We start from the raw sequence: 19,644 nt of genomic DNA on the forward strand, positions 1-19,644 counted from the left end.
CCGTGGGGCCCGGGTTCAGAGCCGCTCGACGACGAAGTCGACGCAGGCGGTCAGGGCCTCGACGTCGGCCGGCTCCACGGCCGGGAACATCGCGACGCGCAGCTGGTTGCGGCCCAGCTTGCGGTACGGCTCGGTGTCGACGACGCCGTTGGCGCGCAGCACCTTGGCGATCACCGCCGCGTCGACCTCGTCGTTGAAGTCGATCGTGCCGACGACCTGGGAGCGCTTGGCCGGGTCGGTGACGAACGGGGTGGCGTACTTGGAGTCCTCGGCCCAGGTGTACAGGCGCGAGGAGGAGTCGGCGGTGCGCGCGACGGCCCAGTCCAGACCGCCCTGGCCGTTGATCCACTCCAGCTGGTCGTTCAGCAGGAACAGGGTGGCGAGCGCGGGGGTGTTGTACGTCTGGTTCTTGCCCGAGTTGTCGATCGCGGTCGGCAGGTCGAAGAAGGCCGGGATGTGGCGGCCGGACGCGGCGATCCGCGCGGCGCGCTCCAGCGCGGCCGGGGAGAACGCGGCGATCCACAGCCCGCCGTCGGCGGCGAAGGACTTCTGCGGGGCGAAGTAGTAGACGTCGGTCTCGACGATGTCGACCGGCAGGCCGCCCGCGCCGGAGGTGGCGTCGACCAGGACGAGGGCGCCCTCGTCGGCGCCGGCCACGCGCCGCAGCGGCATCGCGACACCGGTGGAGGTCTCGTTGTGGGTGAAGGCGTAGACGTCCACGCCGGCCTCGGCGGCCGCCTCGGGGTGCGTGCCCGGGTCCGCGGAGATCACGGTCGGCTCGTCCAGCCACGGCGCCAGCTTGGCCGCCTTGGCGAACTTGGAGGAGAACTCGCCGAAGCTGAGGTGCTGCGACTTGCGCTCGATGAGCCCGTGCGTGGCGATGTCCCAGAAGGCGGTGGAGCCGCCGTTGCCGAGCACCACCTCGTAGCCCTCGGGGAGCGAGAAGAGCTCGCGGATGCCGTCCCGGATCCGGCCGACCAGGTCCTTCACCGGCGCCTGCCGGTGAGAGGTGCCCATCAGCGAGGTGCCGGTGGCGGCCAGGGCGCTGAGCGCCTCGGGCCGCACCTTGGAGGGGCCCGAACCGAATCGTCCGTCGGCGGGCTTGATGTCAGCGGGAATCTGGATCTCGGCCACGTCTCGCAGCGTAGTGCGTGACGACCCGGTTACGGGCTCCGGTCCATCCGGTGAGACATGCGGCGCGGTGGGGCAGGCTGAGGGGCATGGCGGACGATCTGCGGCACGGACTGCGCCGCGAGCTGGAGCGGGCGGTGCGGGGCGAGGTCTCCTTCGACCCGCAGAGCAGGGCGCTGACCACGATGGACGCGTCCAACTACCGGCGCGTTCCGGTGGCCGTGGTCGCGCCGCGCGACGCCGACGACGTGGCCGCGGCGCTCGCCGTGTGCCGGGCGCACGGGGTGCCGGTGGTGCCGCGCGGCGGTGGCACGTCGATCGCCGGGCAGGCGACGGGCACCGGGGTCGTCCTCGACTTCACCCGGCACATGCACCGGATCGTGTCACTCAGCCCCGAGGCGTTGACGGCCCGTGTGCAGCCGGGAGTGGTCCTGGACGACCTGCGGCGCGCCGCCGCCGCGCACGGGCTGACCTTCGGCCCCGATCCGTCCACCCACAGCCGCTGCACCCTCGGCGGCATGATCGGCAACAACGCGTGCGGCCCCCACTCCGTCGCCTGGGGCACCACCGCCGACAACGTCCGGGCCCTGGAGTGCCTCACCTACGACGGCGAGCCGCTGCGCACCGCCGACCCGCTCCGCGCCGACCTGCGGGAACTGGTGGACGGCCATCTCGCCCTGCTGCGCACCGGCTATCCGCAGCAGCTCCCCCGCCGCATCTCCGGCTACGCCCTCGACGCCCTGCTCCCCGAACGCGGCCGGGACCTGGCCCGGGCCCTGACCGGCAGCGAGGGCACGCTCGCGGTGCTCACAGAGGCCGAGGTCCGGCTGGTGCCCGCGCCCCCGGTGCGCGTCCTGGTGGTCCTCGGCTACCCGGACGAAGGCGCCGCCGCCGACGCCGCGAACGGCCTGCTGCCGTACGGCCCGCTGACGGTGGAGGGCATGGCCGCCGACCTGGTGGGCGGCGAGGCCGCCGGGCTGCTGCCGCGGGGCGGCGCGTGGCTCTTCGTCGAGATGCACGGCACCGGCGAGGCGGAGGCGCTGCGGCGGCTCGCCGACGCGGGCGACTCGGTCGTCGTGACCGACCCCGTCGCGCAGCGCAGGCTGTGGCGGATCCGCGAGGAGGCCGCCGGCACCGCCACCCGGACACCCGGGGGCGCGGAGGCCTGGCCCGGCTGGGAGGACTGCGCGGTGCCCCCGGCGCGGCTCGGCGCCTACCTGCGCGAATTCCGCGCGCTGCTGCGCGAGCACGGCCTGCACGGCACCCCCTACGGGCACTTCGGCGACGGCTGCATCCACGTGCGCATCGACTTCGACCTGCTCGGCGCGGCCGGTGTGGCCCGCTTCCGGCGCTTCTCCGAGGACGTCGCGGAGCTCGTCGTCGCCCACGGCGGCTCGCTGTCCGGGGAGCACGGCGACGGGCAGGCCCGCGCGGAGCTGCTGCCCAGGATGTACGGCGACGAACTGGTCGCCCTCTTCGGCCGGTTCAAGGACGCACTGGACCCCGCGGGCGGCCTCAACCCCGGCATGCTGGTGCGGCCCGAACCGCTCGACGCCCACCTGCGCTTCGCCGTCCTGCCGCACCGGCCGGTCGACGTCGCCTTCGGCTACCCCCACGACGGAGGGGACTTCTCGGCGGCGGTGCGCCGCTGCGTCGGCGTCGCCAAGTGCCGTGACACGGGCGGGGGTCCGGGGGCCGGGGATCCGGGGGCGGGCGTCATGTGCCCCTCGTACCGGGCGACGCACGAGGAGCGGCACTCCACCCGAGGCCGGGCCCGGCTGCTGCACGAGATGCTCGCCGGCGAGATCGTCACCGGCGGCTGGCGCTCGCCGGAGGTCCTGGACGCCCTGGACCTCTGCCTGTCCTGCAAGGGCTGCCGCTCGGACTGCCCGGTCGGCGTCGACATGGCAACCTACAAGGCGGAGTTCCTCCACCACCACTACCGGCGGCGGCCGCGGCCCGCCGCGCACTACCTGATGGGCGGGCTGCCGACGTGGCTGCGCGCGGCGGCCCCGCTCGCCGGGACCGTGAACGCCCTGGCACGGGTACGGCCGCTGGCCGCCGTGGCCAAGCGGGCGGCGGGCGTCGCGCCCGAGCGGGAACTGCCGCCGCTGGCCGAGGAGCCCTTCGTGCGCTGGTGGCGGCGGCAGGAGCCCGCGCCGGAGGCGGGAGGGACCGTGGTGCTGTGGCCGGACACCTTCACCGACCGATTCTCCCCCGAGGTCGGCCGCGCCGCCGTACGCGTCCTGCGGGCGGCCGGATTGCGCGTCGTGCTGCCGCCGGGACGCGTCTGCTGCGGCCTGACCTGGGTCTCGACCGGCCGCCTCGACCGGGCCCGGCAGGTGATGCGCCGCACGGTCCGGCGGATGGCTCCCATGGTCGCCGCCGGTCATCCCGTCGTCGTCCTGGAGCCGAGCTGCGCGGCGGCGCTCCGCACCGATCTGCCCGAACTCCTGGGCACCGACGAGGCGGCGGCCCTGGCCGGTTCCGTACGCACCTTCGCGCAGGTGCTGGAGGAGCGGGCCCCCGGCTGGACGCCGCCCCGCCTCGACCGGTCGGTCACCGGCCAGACCCACTGCCACCAGCACGCCGTCCTGGGCGACGCCGCCGAGCGCCGGCTGCGCTCCCGCGCGGGCCTCACCGGCACCCTGGCCTCCGGCTGCTGCGGCCTGGCCGGGAACTTCGGCTTCGAGCGTGGCCATTACGAGGTCTCCGTCGCCTGCGCCGAGGAGCGTCTGCTGCCCGCCGTCCGCGCCGCCCGCCCCGGCACGGCCGTCCTGGCGGACGGCTTCTCCTGTCGCACCCAGCTCGCCCAGCTCGGCGGGGTACGCGCCCGGCACCTCGCGGAGCTGCTGGCGGACGGGCTGTGAGTCGGCGGACCGTGGCGAGGACCGGACCTCAGAACTCCGCTGTGTCCAGCACGAGTCCGAAGGGCTCGGGCAGCCGCAGCGGCGTGCCGAAGGGATGCGGGCCGTCCACCACCCGGTAGCCGAGCTCCCCCGGCTCCGCGTACAGGGTGCAGCTGCGCTCCTGACGGTCGACGAGGAGGTACAGCGGGGCGCCGTACTCGGCGTAGCGGCGGCGTTTGACGATCCGGGTCGGTGTCACTGTTGGACTCGGAGGTGACCTCCACCACCAGCAGGGTCTGGTGGGGGACGAGAGCGTCGGCTTCCGCCAAGGCTTCCGGCACGACGGCCAGATCCGGCACGTACCAGTTGCCACTGCCGGGAAGGTCCAGGTTTCCCGAGCCCGAGAGGCAGCCCATCTTCTGCACGACGGGGTCGATCTGCCGACGGATCATGGCTGCGGCCCTCTCATGCCCCCACGTAGGTGGCACCACTTGCCGGATGACCCCCTCGACGATCTGCACCCGGTCCCCCCGTGGTGCCGGATCGCGTACTTGAGCGCGGTTTCCGGGTCGTCCGGCGCGTACGAACCGGCGGCCGCCCGAGACGCCCAGTGGGGCTGTGAGCTCATCGGTCCTCCAGAGGGCTCCGCACACGCGACTGACGACACCTCCGATTCTCAGGCAGCCGCCGCCCGCCCGGGGCGCCCCGATCGCACATTCACTCGAAACGATGAAGCACCCCCGAGGTCACCGACGCCGGCACCGGGGTCACGGCACCAGCACGAGCCTCCCCCGCACACCCCCCTCCGCGAGGCGGGCGTGGGCCTTGGCGGCCTCCTCCAGCGGGTAGGTGTCGGCCACCCGCGTGGTGAGCACGCCCCGGTCCAGCAAGGCCACGAGTTCCGCGAGGCGCCCGCCGTCCGGCTGGACCTGCACGGCGGCGACCCGGATGCCGCGCTCGGCGGCGGGCACCGCGTCGGGCCGGACGGTGACGTAGCCGCCGCCGTCCGGTACGGCCGCCAGGGCGGGGGCGCCGAGCGCCGCCGCGTCGAGGGCGGCGTCGGCGCGGACGCCGTCCAGGGACGACACGGCCTCGTCGGCGCCCAGTTCCCGCAGCAGCGGGAGGTCGGCGGGGCGGGCCAGGGCGACGACGTGCAGCCCCGCGTGGCGGGCCAGCTGGACGGCGTAGCCCCCGACCGCGCCCGCGGCGCCGGTGACCAGCACGCGGTCGCCGGGCCGGGCGGCCAGCAGGCCGAGCGCCTGGTCGGCGGTGAGGGCGTTGGTCGGGAGGGTGGCGGCGTGGACGGGGTCGACGGACGAGGGGGCCGCGGCGAGGGCGTCCGCGCGCAGCACGACGTACTCGGCGTGCGCCTTGGTCCGCTGCCCGAACCCGCCCACCGCGCCCACGACGGCCGTGCCCGGCACGGGGGCGGAGGCCCCGGCGCCGACCGCGTCCACGGTCCCCGCGACGTCCCAGCCCATCCCGAGGAAGGCCCCGGGCACCAGCGCCCCGGCCCCGAGCAGACCGGCCCTCACGGCCAGGTCGGCGGGGTTGACCCCGGCCGCGGCCACCCGCACCCGGACCTCGCCGGGGCCCGGCTCGGGCAGCGCCACCTCGGCGACCTCCAGCACCTCGGGCCCGCCGAATTCCCTGATCACGACAGCACGCATGGCAGAAGCTCCCTGTTCCTGAGGATGTGGTGGCGACTGGTCCCGCCGCCATCACAAACCTAGGGAGAGCTACTCTCTACGGGTAAGTACGTACCTGGAAGTGCGTACCGAACCGAGGAGTCCGGAGGGGAGCCCCCATGGCGACGACCACCGCGTCCCAGCGGCGCGAGGAGGCACGCGTGGCCTACAACGCGTTCATGAAGGGCTGCCCGACGAACCAGTTGCTCATCCGGATCAGCGACAAGTGGGCCGGCCTGCTCATGGCCGCGCTCAAGGACGGGCCGCAGCGTTACAGCGACCTGGGCCGCCGCATCGCGGGCGTCAGCCAGAAGATGCTCACGCAGACGCTGCGCACCCTGGAGCGGGACGGACTGGTCGCACGGACCGTCACGCCGTCCGTGCCCGTGCGGGTGGACTACGCGCTGACGCCGCTGGGCGAGAGCCTGGCCGTGCTGTTCTCCGCTGTGAAGGACTGGGCGGAGGAGCACATCGAGGAGGTCGTCGAGGCCCGCGAGCGCTACGACGCCGGAGCGCGCACGTCCTGAGGCGGCCGGGGGCCGCCCCGGTTTCGCCGATCCCCTGTGCCGTTCATCCGTTTTCGGGCATTCTGTAGAGCCGTTACCGGCCGTTTCGGCCTACTTCCGGCAGCGGGGGGACATCATGCCCGGTGGGGAGCGCGGTGCGCTCGGTCAGCTGGTGAGAGCGCTCAGCCTGGGGACGTTGGTGACCGTCTACGTCGCCAGCCTGCTGATCACCTACCGCCAGCTGCACACGAAACCCGTGCTGCAGGACGTCATCGGTGCCCCTGACTGGACCCGCGCCGTCCTGGTCATGGGACTGGTGATCGGCGGCGGGCTGGGCACGGCCGCGGCGATCGTCGACGACCGCCGCGAACTGCCCTCGTGGTTCCTGACCGCGGTGGGCGTGGCGGCCGCACTGGCGTGGAGCCTGTGGGCTTCGTCGAGCCTGGGCGAGGACTACGTGCACATGCTCTTCGCGGCCACCGCCCCGGTGACCGGCCTGCTGGTGTGGGCCGAGCTGATGCGGCAGTTCCGCAACCGGCGCCGGGTCCCCGGGACCGCCTGACCGTTCGTCCGGCCCGTGCCGTGCTCAGGCGGCCACCGACTCCGACTCCCGCGGCACGAACTCGATCAGCTTGTGGTCCTTGCCGCGGTGCAGGTCGATCTTGAGCCGCAGACCGCCCAGCCGGGCCAGGAAGAGTCCGACGCAGGCCGCCGCCACCGCGGCGACCAGGCCGCCGGCCAGGAAGCCGGTCCGGGCCCCGAAGACGTCGGTGATCCAGCCGACGAGCGGGCCGCCCAGCGGTGTGCCGCCCACGAAGACCATCATGAACAGGCTCATGACGCGGCCCCGCATGGCGGGGTCGGTCGCGAGCTGGACGCTGGCGTTGGCGGTGGTGTTGAAGGTCAGGCCGAAGATGCCGATCGGCAGCATGAGCGCCAGGAAGATCCAGTACGTCGGCGCCAGTGCCGCCACGACCTCCAGCAGGCCGAACCCGAGCGCCGCGCCGACCAGCAGCCGCAGCCGGGTGCTGCCGCGCCGGGCCGCCAGCAGCGCGCCGACGACGGAGCCGACCGCGAGCACCGAGTTGAACAGGCCGTACATCCCGGCGTCGCCGTGGAAGACGTGGTCGGCGAAGGCGGTGAGCCAGATCGGGAAGTTGTACGCGAAGGTGCCGATGAAGCCGACCAGCACGATGGGCCAGATCAGCTCGGGCCGTCCGGCGACGTAGCGCAGGCCCTCGCGCAGCTGGCCCTTGCCGCGCGGCGCGGTGGGCACCTCGTACAGCTCGGAACGGCGCATGAGCAGCAGTCCGGCGAGCGGCGCCAGGAAGGACAGGCCGTTGAAGAGGAAGGCCCAGCCGCTGCCGACCGCGGTGATCAGCGCGCCCGCGACGGCGGGGCCGATGAGGCGGGCGCTCTGGAAGTTCGCGGAGTTCAGGGAGACCGCGTTGCGGACGTCGGCCGGGCCGACCATCTCGACGACGAACGCCTGCCGGCTGGGGTTGTCGACGACGGTGACCATGCCGAGCCCGAAGGCGATGGCGTACACGTGCCAGACCTGGACGGCTCCGCTGAGGGTCAGCGCGGCCAGGGCGAGGCCCAGCAGGCCCATGGCCGCCTGGGTGGCCAGCAGGGTGCGGCGCTTGGGGTAGCGGTCGGCGATGACGCCGCCGTAGAGCCCGAAGAGCAGCATGGGCAGGAACTGCAGTGCGGTCGTGATGCCGACGGCGAAGGAGGACCCGGTCAGGCTCAGCACCAGCCAGTCCTGCGCGATGCGCGACATCCAGGTGCCGGTGTTGGAGACGATCGCCCCACCGGCGAAGAGCCGGTAGTTGCGGTTGCGGAGCGAGCTGAACATGCCGCCGGGCGCCGGCGGCGCGGCGGGGCGGCCGGTGCCGGGGGTCCCGGGCGGTCCGGCGGCCCCCGCGGCGGCGTCGGCGCCCGCCGGGGTGGGAAGATCGGCCGGGTCGGCGGTGCCGGCCGGTCCGGTCCCCTCAGGGATGTTCGGTTCGGGTGCGGCCTGTGATGCGGCTGCCGAACTCAATCCGGTCTCGCCTCCTCGTCATCGGTTCCTTGCGTCGGCGTGAGCGAGCTTCTCCAGGACGGGCGCCGCCTCCCGGAGCACGGCGCGTTCCTCCTCCGTGAGGGTGGCCATGAGTTCGGCCAGGAACGCGTTGCGCCGGGCCCGGCTCTCCTCGAGCATCGCCTCCGCCTGCTCGGTCTGCCGGACGACGACCTGGCGCCGGTCGTCCGGGTGCGGGTCCCGGTGCACCAGGCCCTTGGACTCGAGCATGGCGACGATCCGCGTCATGGACGGCGGCTGTACGTGCTCCTTGCGGGCCAGCTCCCCGGGGGTGGCGGATCCGCAGCGCGCGAGGGTGCCCAGCACGGACATCTCCGTCGGGCTCAGCGACTCGTCGACCCGGTGGTGGCGCAGTCGGCGGGAGAGCCGCATCACGGCTCCGCGCAGCGTGTTCACCGCTGAGCGGTCGTCCTCGGACAGTTCGGTCACGTTCGTTAGATTAGCTCATTACCTATGCTAAGTAAAATTGCCGCAGCCGTGCCGCGTCCAAACGCATTCGTCAAGGAAGTCACCCATCCGGGTGAGTTCCGCCCCGAAAACGACGCATGCCCCGAGGGGCCCGCCGGACCCTTGGGCCATGGCTTCGAGAGTGCTCAGCATGCGCATAGACGGGGACCTGCTGGACCGTCTCCAGGCTCACGCCGCCAAACGCGGAATGAGCGTCCAGGACTACATCGTCCGGACGCTCATTCGCGATGACTTCGACGAGAGGCTCAAGGCCTCCGTCGACGAGACCGAGCAGTTCTACACGGCCGGTTACGTCAGGCCGAGCGCCGGCATCAGGTAGTAGAAGGCGAAGACCGCCGACACCGCGTAGAGCGCGGACGGCACCTCGCGGCCGCGCCCCGCCACCAGTCGCAGCACGCAGAAGGTGATGAACCCGATGCCGATGCCGTTGGTGATCGAGTAGGTGAACGGCATGAGCAGCATCGTCAGGAACGCCGGGATGGAGATCGTGTAGTCGCTCCAGTCGATCTCCCGGATGCTGCCCGCCATGATCAGGAAGCCCACCGCGACGAGCGCGGGGGTGGCCGCCTGGGCCGGGACCATGGTGGCCAGCGGCGCGAAGAACAGCGCGACGACGAAGAGCAGACCGGTGGCGATCGAGGCGAGGCCCGTGCGCGCGCCCTCGCCGGCACCGGCGGTGGACTCCGCGTAGCAGGTGTTGGCCGAGCACGAGGTGAAGCCACCGGCGGCGGTGGCGATGCCGTCCACCATCAGCACCCGGCTCATCCCGGGCAGGTCGCCCTTGGAGTCCAGCAGGTGCGCCTCGTCGCTGACGCCGAGGATGGTGCCCATCGCGTCGAAGAAGCAGCTCAACAGCACGGTGAAGACGAAGAGGATGCCGGTGAGCACACCGACCTCCTGGAAGCCGCCGAACAGGCTCACCTTGCCGATCAGCCCGAAGTCGGGGGTTGCGACCGGGTTGCCGGGCCACTGCGGGACGGTCAGGCCCCAGGCGGTGTCCTTGACGTTCGCCACCGCGTCGACGACGAGCGCGAGAACGGTCATCGCGACGATGCTGATCAGGATGGCGCCGGGCACCTTCCGGATGATCAGCCCGAGGGTCAGCAGCACACCGAGGATGAAGATCAGCACCGGCCAGCCGGTCAGGTGGCCGCCCGCGCCCAGCTGCAGCGGGACGGTGGTGTGCGCGGCGTCCGGGATGCGGGTCACGAAGCCGGAGTCGACCAGGCCGATCAGCACGATGAACAGGCCGATGCCGATGGCGATCGCCTTGCGCAGGCCGAGCGGCACCGCGCTCATCACCCGCTCCCGCAGGCCCGTGGCGACCAGCACCATGATCGCGAGACCGGCGAGGACCACCATGCCCATCGCGTCCGGCCAGCTCATCTTCGGCGCGAGCTGGAGCGCGACGATGCTGTTGACGCCCAGACCCGCCGCCAGCGCGATCGGCACGTTGCCGATGACGCCCATGAGCAGGGTGGTGAAGGCGGCGGTCACGACGGTGGCGGTGACCAGCTGGCCGCCGTCGAGGTGGTGGCCGTATTTGTCCACGCCCGAGCTGAGGATGATCGGGTTCAGGACGATGATGTAGGCCATCGCGAAGAAGGTGGCCAGACCTCCGCGGATCTCCCGGGGGACCGAGGACCCCCGCTCGGTGATCCGGAAGAACCGGTCGAGCGCGCCGTGGGCGGCCGCCGGGGGCGGGGTCGGGGAACTGGGCACGACCTTGGCGGTGGTCGACGGGGACATGCGGGTCCTTGCGTGGGGGGCGGGAGCTTTTGGAGGTTCCTACGACTGAAACCGGCCAGTCTCGGACCGTTTCAGTATGAACATATGAGCGTCCCAAACGCTATCTCCGCGCGTAGACCTCCCGGGACCACTGGGTACGCTGTGCGGTATGAGCAGCAGCAGCCACAGCAAGGGGACGACCGGGTTGCGCGAGGCGCCGGCACCTCTGGAGGCGAACGACGTCGCGACCGTCACCGTCGGGACGGTCATCTGGTTCGCGCTCTTCCTCGTCCAGCTCCCCTTCTACGGCTGGTACGCCGCCCACGGCCACGCCTGGTGGATCTGGACCTGCCTGGCCGGCGGCGGCCTCGGGCTCATCGGCCTCTGGTACGTGCGCGCCCGCCGGGACGCCATCCGGCGCTCCCGCGCCGCGGAGGACGCCGCACAGGACTGAGCCGGGGCCCGCGGGTTCCGCGGGCCCGGATCCCCGGTCTCCGGCTCCGGATCCGTACCCCCGGCGGCTACGCCCCCGGTCGTACGGCGCCCCGGAGATGTCCCCGAGAGCGACGGCCCGCCGCGCCGTCGGCGCCGCCCCCCACGTACCGTCGAAGCCATGACGGAACGCACGCAGCGGGAGGCGGCCGGGGTGCGGCCGGCGACGCCCGGCGGACTGACCGCCGCCCAGGTGGCGGAGCGGATCGCGCGGGGCGAGGTCAACGACGTCCCGGTGCGTTCCTCGCGTTCCTTGGCCGAGATCGTCAGCGCGAACGTGTTCACCCGCTTCAACGCGATCATCGGCGTGCTGTTCCTGATCATCCTGGTGGTCGGCCCGATCCAGGACGGCCTCTTCGGCTTCGTCATCATCGCGAACACCGGGATCGGCATCTTCCAGGAGTGGCGCGCCAAGAAGACCCTGGACGGACTCGCCGTGATCGGCGAGGCGAAACCCACCGTGCGCCGTGACGGGGTCGCCACCCAGGTCTCCACCTCCGGGATCGTCCTCGGCGACCTCGTCGAACTCGGGCCGGGGGACAAGGTGGTGGTCGACGGCGAGGTGGCCGAGGCCGACAACCTGGAGGTCGACGAGTCGCTGCTCACCGGCGAGGCCGACCCCGTCGTCAAGCGCCCCGGCGACCCCGTGATGTCCGGCAGCTTCGTCGTCGCGGGCGGCGGGTCCTTCACCGCGACCAAGGTCGGCCGGGAGGCCTACGCGGCGCAACTCGCCGAGGAGGCGAGCCGCTTCACCCTCGTCCACTCCGAACTGCGCAGCGGCATCAGCCAGATCCTCAAGTACGTCACGTGGATGATGGTCCCCACCGCGATCGGCCTGATCGTCAGCCAGCTCGTCCTGGAGGGCGACGACTGGCGCGAGGCGGTCCGCCGCATGGTGGGCGGCATCGTCCCGATGGTGCCCGAGGGGCTGGTCCTGCTCACCTCGGTGGCCTTCGCGATCGGCGTGATCCGGCTGGGCCGAAAACAGTGCCTCGTCCAGGAACTGCCCGCGATCGAGGGGCTGGCCCGGGTGGACGTGGTGTGCCTGGACAAGACCGGCACCCTCACCGAGGGCGGGATGGACGTCGCGGAGCTGCGGATGCTGGACGGTGTCCCCGAGGCGTACATCCGGCAGGTGCTCGGCGCGGTCAGCTCCGCCGACCCGCGCCCCAACCCCACCCTGGCCGCCGTCGCCGCGGCCTTCCCCGCCCCGGACGACGGCTGGCACGTCACCGACGCGCTGCCCTTCTCCTCCGCCCGCAAGTACAGCGGCGCGGCCTTCACCGAGCCCGGCGGTGAGCGCAGCGCCTGGCTGCTCGGCGCCCCCGACGTACTGCTCCCCGCGGGCGACCGGGCGCTCGGCGCGATCGACGACCTCAACGCCCAGGGCCTGCGGGTGCTGCTGCTCGCCCGGACGGGGAAGGAGCTGGGCGACCCGGCGGTGGGCGCCTCGGCCAACCCGGCAGCGCTGGTCGTCCTGGAGCAGCGGCTGCGTCCCGACGCCGCCGACACCCTGCGCTACTTCGCCGAGCAGGACGTGCACGCCAAGGTCATCTCCGGCGACAACGCGGTCTCCGTCGGCGCCGTCGCCGGGAAGCTGGGGCTGGCGGGGGCCGAGCGGACGGTCGACGCCCGCAGGCTGCCGGCCGAGCGCACGCAGATGGCGGCCGAGCTCGACCGGGGCACGGTCTTCGGCCGGGTCACCCCGCAGCAGAAGCGGGAGATGGTGGGCGCGCTCCAGTCCGGCGGCCACAACGTGGCGATGACCGGGGACGGCGTCAACGACGTCCTCGCCCTCAAGGACGCCGACATCGGCGTCGCCATGGGCTCCGGCTCCGAGGCGACCCGGGCGGTCGCGCAGATCGTGCTGCTCGACAACAGCTTCTCGGCGCTCCCGTCGGTCGTGGCCGAGGGCCGCCGGGTCATCGGCAACATCACCCGCGTCGCGACGCTCTTCCTCACCAAGACCGTCTACTCGGTGCTGCTCGCCCTGCTGGTGATCATCTGGCACGCGCCCTACCCGTTCCTGCCCCGGCACCTGACGCTGCTGTCCACGCTGACCATCGGCGTCCCCGCCTTCTTCCTCGCCCTGGCCCCCAACAAGGAGCGGGCCAAGCCGCTCTTCGTGCGCCGGGTCATGCGCTACTCCCTGCCCGCCGGGGTGATCGCGGGCGTCGCCACCTTCGTGACGTACATGCTCGCCCGCCACCACTACCGCGGCGCCGGCGCGCTGGAGGCGGAGACCAGCGCCGCGACGCTGACCCTCTTCCTGATCGCGATGTGGGTGCTGGCGCTCGTCGCACGTCCCTACACCTGGTGGCGGATCGCCCTGGTCCTCACCATGGGCGCGGGATTCCTGGTCGTCCTGGTCACCCCGTGGCTGCAGGAGTTCTTCGCCCTCCGGCTGGTCGGCACGCAGGGCCCCTGGACGGCCGTCGTCGTGGCGGTGGCGGCCGCAGCGCTGCTGGAAGTGGTCTGGCGCCGCGTCCGCCGCCTGGACGACGACGCCCCACCGGAGCAACAGCGGGCGCCGGGCCCCCGCTGAGGGGACCCGGCGCCCGGGGTGCGACGGGTGCTACCGGACGTCGACGTAGTCGGCCGTGGCCGCGGTCCCGCCGGTGGTGGCGTTGGTGCCGAAGGCGTAGCGCCAGTAGCCGTCCACCGAGGCCTTGACGGTGGTCTTCAGGGCGCCGGTGCTACCGGACTTGACGGTCTTGACCGTGGTGTAGGTGGTCGAGCCCTTCTTGCGGAACTGCAGTTGCACGGACTGGCTCGCGTAGCCGCCGTACTTGAGCGTGTCCCAGTTGGCCCGGGTCAGGGTGCCGGTGACGGTGATCGTCTTGCCCTTCTTCACCGGCTCGGGCGTGGCGTTCACGGTCAGGTGCGAACCGCGCAGCACCTTGATCGTGGTCCCCTTGTCGAGTTCCCGGATGTCCCCGTCCGTGCCGTCCAGTTCGGCGAGGACGTTCCAGGTGCCGGCCTGGGAGCTGGGCAGCTCGTCGAGCTTGGGGCTGACGGTGGCGGTGACGGTGCACGCGGTGGCGGAGCAGGTCTCCGTCTCGCCGAAGCCGGTGACGCCGCTCGGCGCGTCCAGGCTGGTGCCGCGCCACAGGAAGGCGCCGCCGTAGGCGAGGCCGCTGCTGTCGCTGCCGCTGATGGTGTACGAGATCTTCTTGTCGCTCGTGCCGACGACGATCGGCTTGCCGCCGTTGACGACGACCTTGGTGATGGCCGTGTCGCCTTGGGCCTCGTCCGCGTTGGCGGACGGTACGGCGAGGGCCGAGAGAGCCGCGGCCGTGCCCAGCACGATCGCGGCAGTACGTATGCGCATGTGTCCCCACTGAGTGGAACGAGGGGAAGAATCCCCAGGTGAATGCCGAATGGCGGTGGAAGCCTACAGATCACCGGGGAATGGGCGGTTCAAGGCCCGGTCAAGGGCGGGTGGGCGCAAGCACGAGGCGCCGGGCCCCCGCTGAGGGGGCCCGGCGCCCGGTGGGTGGTGCGGGTGGGGTTACTTCACGTCGACGAAGTCGGCCGTGGAGACGGACGCGCCGCTGAGCGAGGTGGTGACGAAGTTGTAGCGCCAGTAGCCGTCCACGGACGCCTTGACGGTGGTCTTCAGGGCACCGGTGCTGCTGGACTTGACGGTCTTGACCGTGGTGTACGCGGTGGTGCCCTTCTTGCGGAACTGCAGCTGCACGGACTGGCCCGTGTAGCCGGCGTACTTGTGGGTCTCCCAGTTGGCCCGGGTGAGCTTGCCGGTCACGGTGATGGTCTTGCCCTTCTTCACCGGCTCCGGCGTGGCGTTGACCGTCAGCTCGGTGTTGCGCTTGATCTTCGCGGTGCCGGCGATCTCCTTCTCTACGTAGTCGCCGTCCTTGCCGCCGACCACGGCGTACACCTTCCAGGAGCCGGCGAGCGCGTTCTTGTAGAGGTCCGCCTTGGGGTCGATGGTGATGCTGACCTTGCAGGTGGAGGTGGTGGCGTTGACCACGGTGCAGGCGGCGTAGTCCGTGGGCGGGAAGAGGCCGCCGTCGATGCCGTCGTCGGTGAACGACGAACCGTGCCAGAGGAACGCCACGCCGCCGTCGATGCCGGCCGGGTCGGTGGCGGTCACCGCGACGGAGACCGTCTTCTTGTTGCTCGTCCCGAGGACGATGTCCTTGCCGCCGTTGACGACGACCTTGGTGATCTTGGTGTCACCCACGGACTCGTCCGCCCCCGCCTTGGCGAAGGTCGACAGGGCAGTGGCGGCCGGCTTGTCGGAGGCCTGCGCGGCCGGGACTGCCAGCGAAGCGAGGGCCAGGGCGCCGGAAACGGCCGCCACGGTGGCGCGAATACGCATGCTTGAGAATCCCCCAGATGAAGAGGACGCCCGTCGAACTCCCCCGGACGAGGCGTCTCGAATGGTGAGAGGAAGAGAGTACGCGCGAACAGTCATCCAGCGGAAATGCTTTCGACATATCTCCCTGTGTGACGACGGCCACTCGGTCCGTCGCCACCCAGCCGCTCAGCCGCTCAGCCGCTCAGTCGCTCAGTCGCTCAGTCGCTCAGTCGAACCAGCGGTCGCGGGCCAGCTCCTCCGTGCGGGTCGGGTCCTCCAGCAGGGCGGCCACCTCGAAGCGGCGCTGCCAGGCGCCGGCCGCCCACGACAGGCCCGCGGCGACGCCCTCCAGCGTGGCGGCGTGCAAGGTGCCGTCGATCCACCGCCAGTCGAGCTCGACGGTGCTGCCGTCAGCCGCCCTGACCAGCAGTTCCTCGTGCTCGACGTACGACAGGGGGGCGCCCGGGAGCAGCTCGCGGACCGCGTCCGCGACATCGTGCGGCTCGCCCTCGGAGACGACCGGGGCATCCAGGGCCTCGCTGAGCCGGCGCACCTGGAACAGCTCGGCCAGCGCCGCGGCGCGGACCGGCGGGACCGGGAGCAGGGGCAGTCCTGCGGTGAGCGGGAGCAGGTCGGGCGCGTCCGCGACGAGGGCGTCCCCGGCGTCGACCACGCGCGGCTCGTGGCCGTCGACGACGGCCCGCAGCTCGTCGGGGAGGGTGACCTGCTCGGGTTCGAGGGTGCCCAGTTCCGAGTACAGCCGGTGCAGTTGGGCCGGGGTGACCGTGGAGCCCGGGTCGGCGAGCCGGGCGAGCAGTTCGGCGGCGCCGCCCGGCTCGTCCAGCAGGGCCGTGACGGACGTGCGCACGCCCAGGGCGCGCAGCACCTGGTCGTCCACGGCGCCGGCCTCGGCGTCCTCGTACAGCCCGTCGAGCAGCGGGTCGCCGCCGGCCGCGCGCAGGCCGACCGGGCGGCGGCCGTCGAGGACCGGGTGGTCGCGCAGCCACCAGGCGGTGTAGGGCCGTACCGACTCCGTGGTGCCGTCGGGCAGCAGGACCCGCACCGGCTGGGTGACCGCGTCGCGCAGCGGCGGCACGGAGAGCATGGCCAGCGCCTGCGGCCATGCGTCGTCGGCGACGAGGTCGAGGTCGCGCACGGCGACGATCTCGGTGGCGACCGGCGGCACGTCGGTGTCCGGCAGTTGGTCGAGGACGTCCTCGCACCACACGTCGACCGCGTCGAGCAGTCCGGCGTCGTCCGGCTCGGCCCAGTCGCTCTCGCGCGGCTCCAGCTCGTCCGGGTCGAGCACCACGTCGGTGGCCCGTACCAGGGCGAAGGTGGCGAGCACGCCGACCGCCGTCAGCGGTTGCTCGCCCCAGCGGGCGGCCAGGTCCTCGTCGACGGAGCCGAGCTCCCCCTCCCGGATGACCTGCTCGAAGGCACTGCCCGGCAGCACCAGTTCACCGGCGGGGGCGAGCTCGCCCTCGTCGTCGGTGAGGGCGAGGGCGGCCAGCCACGGCTCGTCGCCGGGGGCGAGGTTCGCGGCCCGGACCAGGCCCAGGACGACCTCGGCCAGTTCCTCCGCGTCCAGCGCGGGCGCGTCCTCGTCCCAGGCCTCGTCGGCGTCCAGGGACGCGGCCACCGCCGCGCGCACCTGCGGGGTGGTGAGGACGGCGCGCGGGGTCGCCGGGGTGGCCCCGAGCTTCTCCAGCAGCGGGTGCGCGGCCGCCGGGTCGGCGACCTTCAGGCCCAGCCGGGCCAGCTCCGAGGCGGCGGGCAGCCCGGTGCTGACGGGGGCGGCCCCCTCGGCGTAGACGCTGTCCATCTCGGGGAGCGGCAGCAGCACCTGGCGCGGTCCGACGACGGTACGCCGGTCGGCCAGCGGCACGGGCAGCCCGCTCAGCCGGTCCGGGTCGGTGCCGGCCAGCGAGTCGTACAGGCGGTGCCACCAGTCCGCGGGGCGCTCCACCCCGGCGAGCCGGTCGATCGCGTCGCCCAGCGGCAGCCGGGCCACCCCGAGGACGCGCAGTTCGGGGCGGCGCTCCAGCCCGGGGGGCAGCAGCGTCGGGAAGACCTCCGCCAGCACGCGCACGGTCTCCGCGCCGGTGCCCTCGACGACCTCGGCCTCCACCGGGCGCAGCGCGGGCGGCAGTTCGTCCTCGCCGTCCGTGCCCGTGACGTCGGCGGCGCGCGGCAGGAAGGCGGTGCGCGGCAGCCGCTCCTGCACGTGGCGGCGCAGTTGCGCGTCCAGCTCGCCCTTGCCGAGCGGGCCGGGTACCAGGTCCACGATGCCCGTGCTCACCGGTCGCCAGTCCGCCAGCAGCCGTACGTAGAGCTCGGCCGCCCGCGCGACCAGGAAGTCGGTGAGGGCGCCGGGTGCGGCGTGGCGCCGGCTCGGGTCCAGCGGCAGCGAGGCGATGAGCAGCGCGGGCAGCCCCAGCGGCTCGTCCGTCGGCGTCGGGGCGTGCACGAAGGGCGCCGTCCGCGGCCGCTCGGGCGCGCCGTCCTGGCCCACCGGGACGGCCCAGGTCACCGACCACACCGGGCGCAGCCGCTCCTCGACCGGGCGGTCGCTCAGCAGCGCCGCCTCCAGCGGGCCCGCGTCGCTCACGGTGCGCCAGCGGGTGGTGCCGCCGGCGCTGTCCACGACGACGGTCAGCCCGTCCTCCTGACGCCGGCTCAGGGTCCGTACCCCCTCGGGCGTCTCCACGACCACCTCGGTCAGGCCGGGCAGGGACAGCAGCAGCGCGTCGTCGATCGCGGCGAGCAGGCTCGCCGCGAGGTCCGCGGCGGCGCCGTCGCGCAGCGGCAGCACGACGCACGTGTCGTAGCCGTCCGGGGCGGTGCCCTCTGCGGGCAGCGGCAGCCGCAGCAGCGGTACGTGGCCGTCCCGGCGGCGCAGTTCGTCGGTGAGCCCCGGGGAGCGCCCACCGGTCTCCCGCGCGAGGTCGCGGGCCTCGGCCAGCGACCAGCGGACGCCGCCGCTGCGGCTGAGGATCGCGGGCTCGTCGCTGACCGCGAGCACGGCGGAGAACCCGACGCCGAAGCGGCCGACGGCCAGGGCGCCCTCCTCGCGCTTGGAGCTGGCGCGCAGCGTCGACAGGGACTCCACGCCCGCGGCGTCCAGGTGGGCCCCGGTGTTCGCGGCGGCGAGCACCCCCTCGCGCAGGGTCAGCCGCAGGCGGCCGGTCACCCCCGCACGGGTCGCCGCGTCGGCGGCGTTCTGGGCCAGCTCGACGACGAGACGGTCGCGGTAGCCGCCGAGCGCGAGGTCCTCCTCCGCGTTGGCGTCCTCCCGGAACCGGGCGGGCGACGCGGCCCACGCGTCCAGCACGGCCCGCCGCAGCCGTGCGGTCCCGAACGGATCTGCGCCCCGGTCCATCGCGGTCCCGCTCACGTCGTCTTCTCCCTCACGCGGTGTCGCATGCCCTGCCCTGTGCGAGTGACGCTACCGCGTGGGCTGTCGCCCGGTCGTCCCGCACGCGCCCGCCCCGGGGGACGCCGCCCCGCGCGGGCCGGGCCGGCCACGGTGCCCCCTGCGGTGGGCCGCCCCAGGCTCTGCTCGGCCCCGGACATCGGCCGCCGGCGGAGCCGGCAACGTGGGCCGAGCTCCCGGCCGGGAAACGGCAGCCGTCACCGGTGACCCACCCCTCGACCGGAGCGCCCGGACAGCAGCCCGCGCAACCCGGGCGCGGGCGTCGGCCGGCAAGGTGGCCGCATTCCCCCGCCGGGATGGCACCCTCACCCGCGCACAGCGGCCCCGGTGGGTCGGGCGTGGGCGCAGGGGCACCCCACCCGGCCCTGATCCGCGCCGTCCGCGGACGGCAGACGTCAACTGGGGCCCAGTTCCTCGACCGGAGTGCCCGGACGGCAGCCCGCGCAACCCTGGCGCGGGCGTCGGCGCCGGCCATCGGCCGTGGCCGAGTCACCCAACCGGGACGACCGGCGCCCACCGGCCCCGGTGGGCCCCGGACCAGGCCGGACGCGGGCGGAGCCCACACGGCCCCCAAGGAACGCCCAGCGCCACCCGATCGCAGGCGTCGGCCACCGCCGGATCCAGCGACCGTGGGCCGAGTTGCCGGGATGGCGCCCTCACCGTCGCCACAGCGGCCCCAGTCCCGACCCGGGCGGCGCCCACCTGGCCGCGAAGGGCAGCCCGCGTAACCCTGGCGCGGGCGTCGGCCGTGGCCGAGTCACCCAACCGGGACGACCGGCGCCCAACGGCCCCGGTGGGCCCCGGACCAGGCCGGACGCGGGCGGAGCCCACACGGCCCGCAAGGAACGCCCAGCGCCACCCGATCGCAGGCGTCGGCCACCGCCGGATCCAGCGACCGTGGGCCGAGTTGCCGGGATGGCGCCCTCACCGTCGCCACAG

Annotated in this window: 14 protein-coding genes and 1 pseudogene; 6 read left to right on the forward strand and 9 right to left on the reverse strand. The window is 73.4% G+C overall.

Features of this window, described 5'->3' with window-relative positions; translation table 11 throughout:
* Positions 1-15 precede the first annotated feature (15 nt).
* Positions 16-1,134: a phosphoserine transaminase gene (serC, locus tag PV410_RS36390; protein WP_500330335.1), complete on the reverse strand. Its 1,119-nt coding sequence runs from the start codon at positions 1,132-1,134 to the stop codon at positions 16-18.
* 86 nt (positions 1,135-1,220) lie between these two features.
* Between serC and PV410_RS36395 the strand changes: the two genes are divergently transcribed.
* A complete protein-coding gene (locus tag PV410_RS36395; protein ID WP_500330337.1) occupies positions 1,221-4,001 on the forward strand; it encodes an FAD-binding and (Fe-S)-binding domain-containing protein in 2,781 nt (926 codons plus the stop codon).
* A gap of 28 nt (positions 4,002-4,029) precedes the next feature.
* Here PV410_RS36395 and PV410_RS36400 read toward each other — a convergent pair.
* Positions 4,030-4,608, reverse strand: a pseudogene (locus PV410_RS36400) (Uma2 family endonuclease).
* A 139-nt stretch (positions 4,609-4,747) separates the two neighbouring features.
* A complete protein-coding gene (locus tag PV410_RS36405) occupies positions 4,748-5,650 on the reverse strand; it encodes an NADP-dependent oxidoreductase (RefSeq protein WP_500330338.1) in 903 nt (300 codons plus the stop codon).
* Positions 5,651-5,787: 137 nt separating this feature from the next.
* On the opposite strand from PV410_RS36405, the gene PV410_RS36410 reads away from it, so the two are divergent.
* Positions 5,788-6,195 carry a winged helix-turn-helix transcriptional regulator gene (locus PV410_RS36410; protein ID WP_500330340.1) on the forward strand — a complete coding sequence of 136 codons (408 nt, stop codon included), beginning with the start codon at positions 5,788-5,790 and terminating at the stop codon, positions 6,193-6,195.
* Between the two features lie 151 nt (positions 6,196-6,346).
* Entirely contained in the window at positions 6,347-6,736 is a 390-nt protein-coding gene (locus PV410_RS36415; RefSeq protein ID WP_500330342.1) for a hypothetical protein, read from the forward strand.
* Positions 6,737-6,760: 24 nt separating this feature from the next.
* Here PV410_RS36415 and PV410_RS36420 read toward each other — a convergent pair whose 3' ends face one another.
* Both PV410_RS36420 and PV410_RS36425 read right to left on the reverse strand, forming a co-directional pair.
* Positions 6,761-8,218, reverse strand: a complete 1,458-nt coding sequence (locus PV410_RS36420; RefSeq protein WP_500330343.1) for an MFS transporter — start codon at positions 8,216-8,218, stop codon at positions 6,761-6,763.
* 18 nt (positions 8,219-8,236) lie between these two features.
* Positions 8,237-8,629 (reverse strand): MarR family transcriptional regulator, encoded by a 393-nt coding sequence (locus PV410_RS36425; protein WP_499516868.1) that lies wholly within the window; start codon positions 8,627-8,629, stop codon positions 8,237-8,239.
* A gap of 205 nt (positions 8,630-8,834) precedes the next feature.
* Here PV410_RS36425 and PV410_RS36430 point away from each other — a divergent pair, with 205 nt between their 5' ends.
* The gene (locus PV410_RS36430; protein WP_500330345.1) at positions 8,835-9,044 is read left to right on the forward strand and encodes a ribbon-helix-helix protein, CopG family; all 210 of its coding nucleotides are present in this window, start codon (positions 8,835-8,837) and stop codon (positions 9,042-9,044) included.
* Here the strand turns inward: PV410_RS36430 and PV410_RS36435 are convergent.
* Entirely contained in the window at positions 9,014-10,474 is a 1,461-nt protein-coding gene (locus tag PV410_RS36435) for an NCS2 family permease (RefSeq protein WP_500330347.1), read from the reverse strand. The two genes, PV410_RS36430 and PV410_RS36435, sit on opposite strands and share 31 nt — an antisense overlap.
* Positions 10,475-10,622: 148 nt before the next feature.
* Between PV410_RS36435 and PV410_RS36440 the strand changes: the two genes are divergently transcribed.
* Positions 10,623-10,907, forward strand: a complete 285-nt coding sequence (locus tag PV410_RS36440) for a DUF2530 domain-containing protein (RefSeq protein ID WP_500330349.1) — start codon at positions 10,623-10,625, stop codon at positions 10,905-10,907.
* A gap of 159 nt (positions 10,908-11,066) precedes the next feature.
* A complete protein-coding gene (locus PV410_RS36445; protein ID WP_500330351.1) occupies positions 11,067-13,490 on the forward strand; it encodes an HAD-IC family P-type ATPase in 2,424 nt (807 codons plus the stop codon).
* Positions 13,491-13,520: 30 nt separating this feature from the next.
* On the opposite strand, the gene PV410_RS36450 is transcribed toward PV410_RS36445, so the two are convergent.
* From PV410_RS36450 to PV410_RS36460, 3 genes are all read right to left on the reverse strand, one after another.
* On the reverse strand, positions 13,521-14,276 hold the full coding sequence (locus tag PV410_RS36450) for a calcium-binding protein (RefSeq protein WP_500330352.1): 756 nt from the start codon (positions 14,274-14,276) through the stop codon (positions 13,521-13,523).
* Between the two features lie 180 nt (positions 14,277-14,456).
* Positions 14,457-15,290, reverse strand: coding sequence for a calcium-binding protein (locus PV410_RS36455; RefSeq protein ID WP_500330354.1), 834 nt, complete (start codon positions 15,288-15,290; stop codon positions 14,457-14,459).
* Positions 15,291-15,495: 205 nt separating this feature from the next.
* Positions 15,496-18,651 carry a sacsin N-terminal ATP-binding-like domain-containing protein gene (locus tag PV410_RS36460; RefSeq protein ID WP_500330377.1) on the reverse strand — a complete coding sequence of 1,052 codons (3,156 nt, stop codon included), beginning with the start codon at positions 18,649-18,651 and terminating at the stop codon, positions 15,496-15,498.
* Positions 18,652-19,644 lie beyond the last annotated feature (993 nt).

This window comes from Streptomyces sp. PA03-5A (assembly GCF_033792725.1).
Lineage (GTDB): Bacteria > Actinomycetota > Actinomycetes > Streptomycetales > Streptomycetaceae > Actinacidiphila.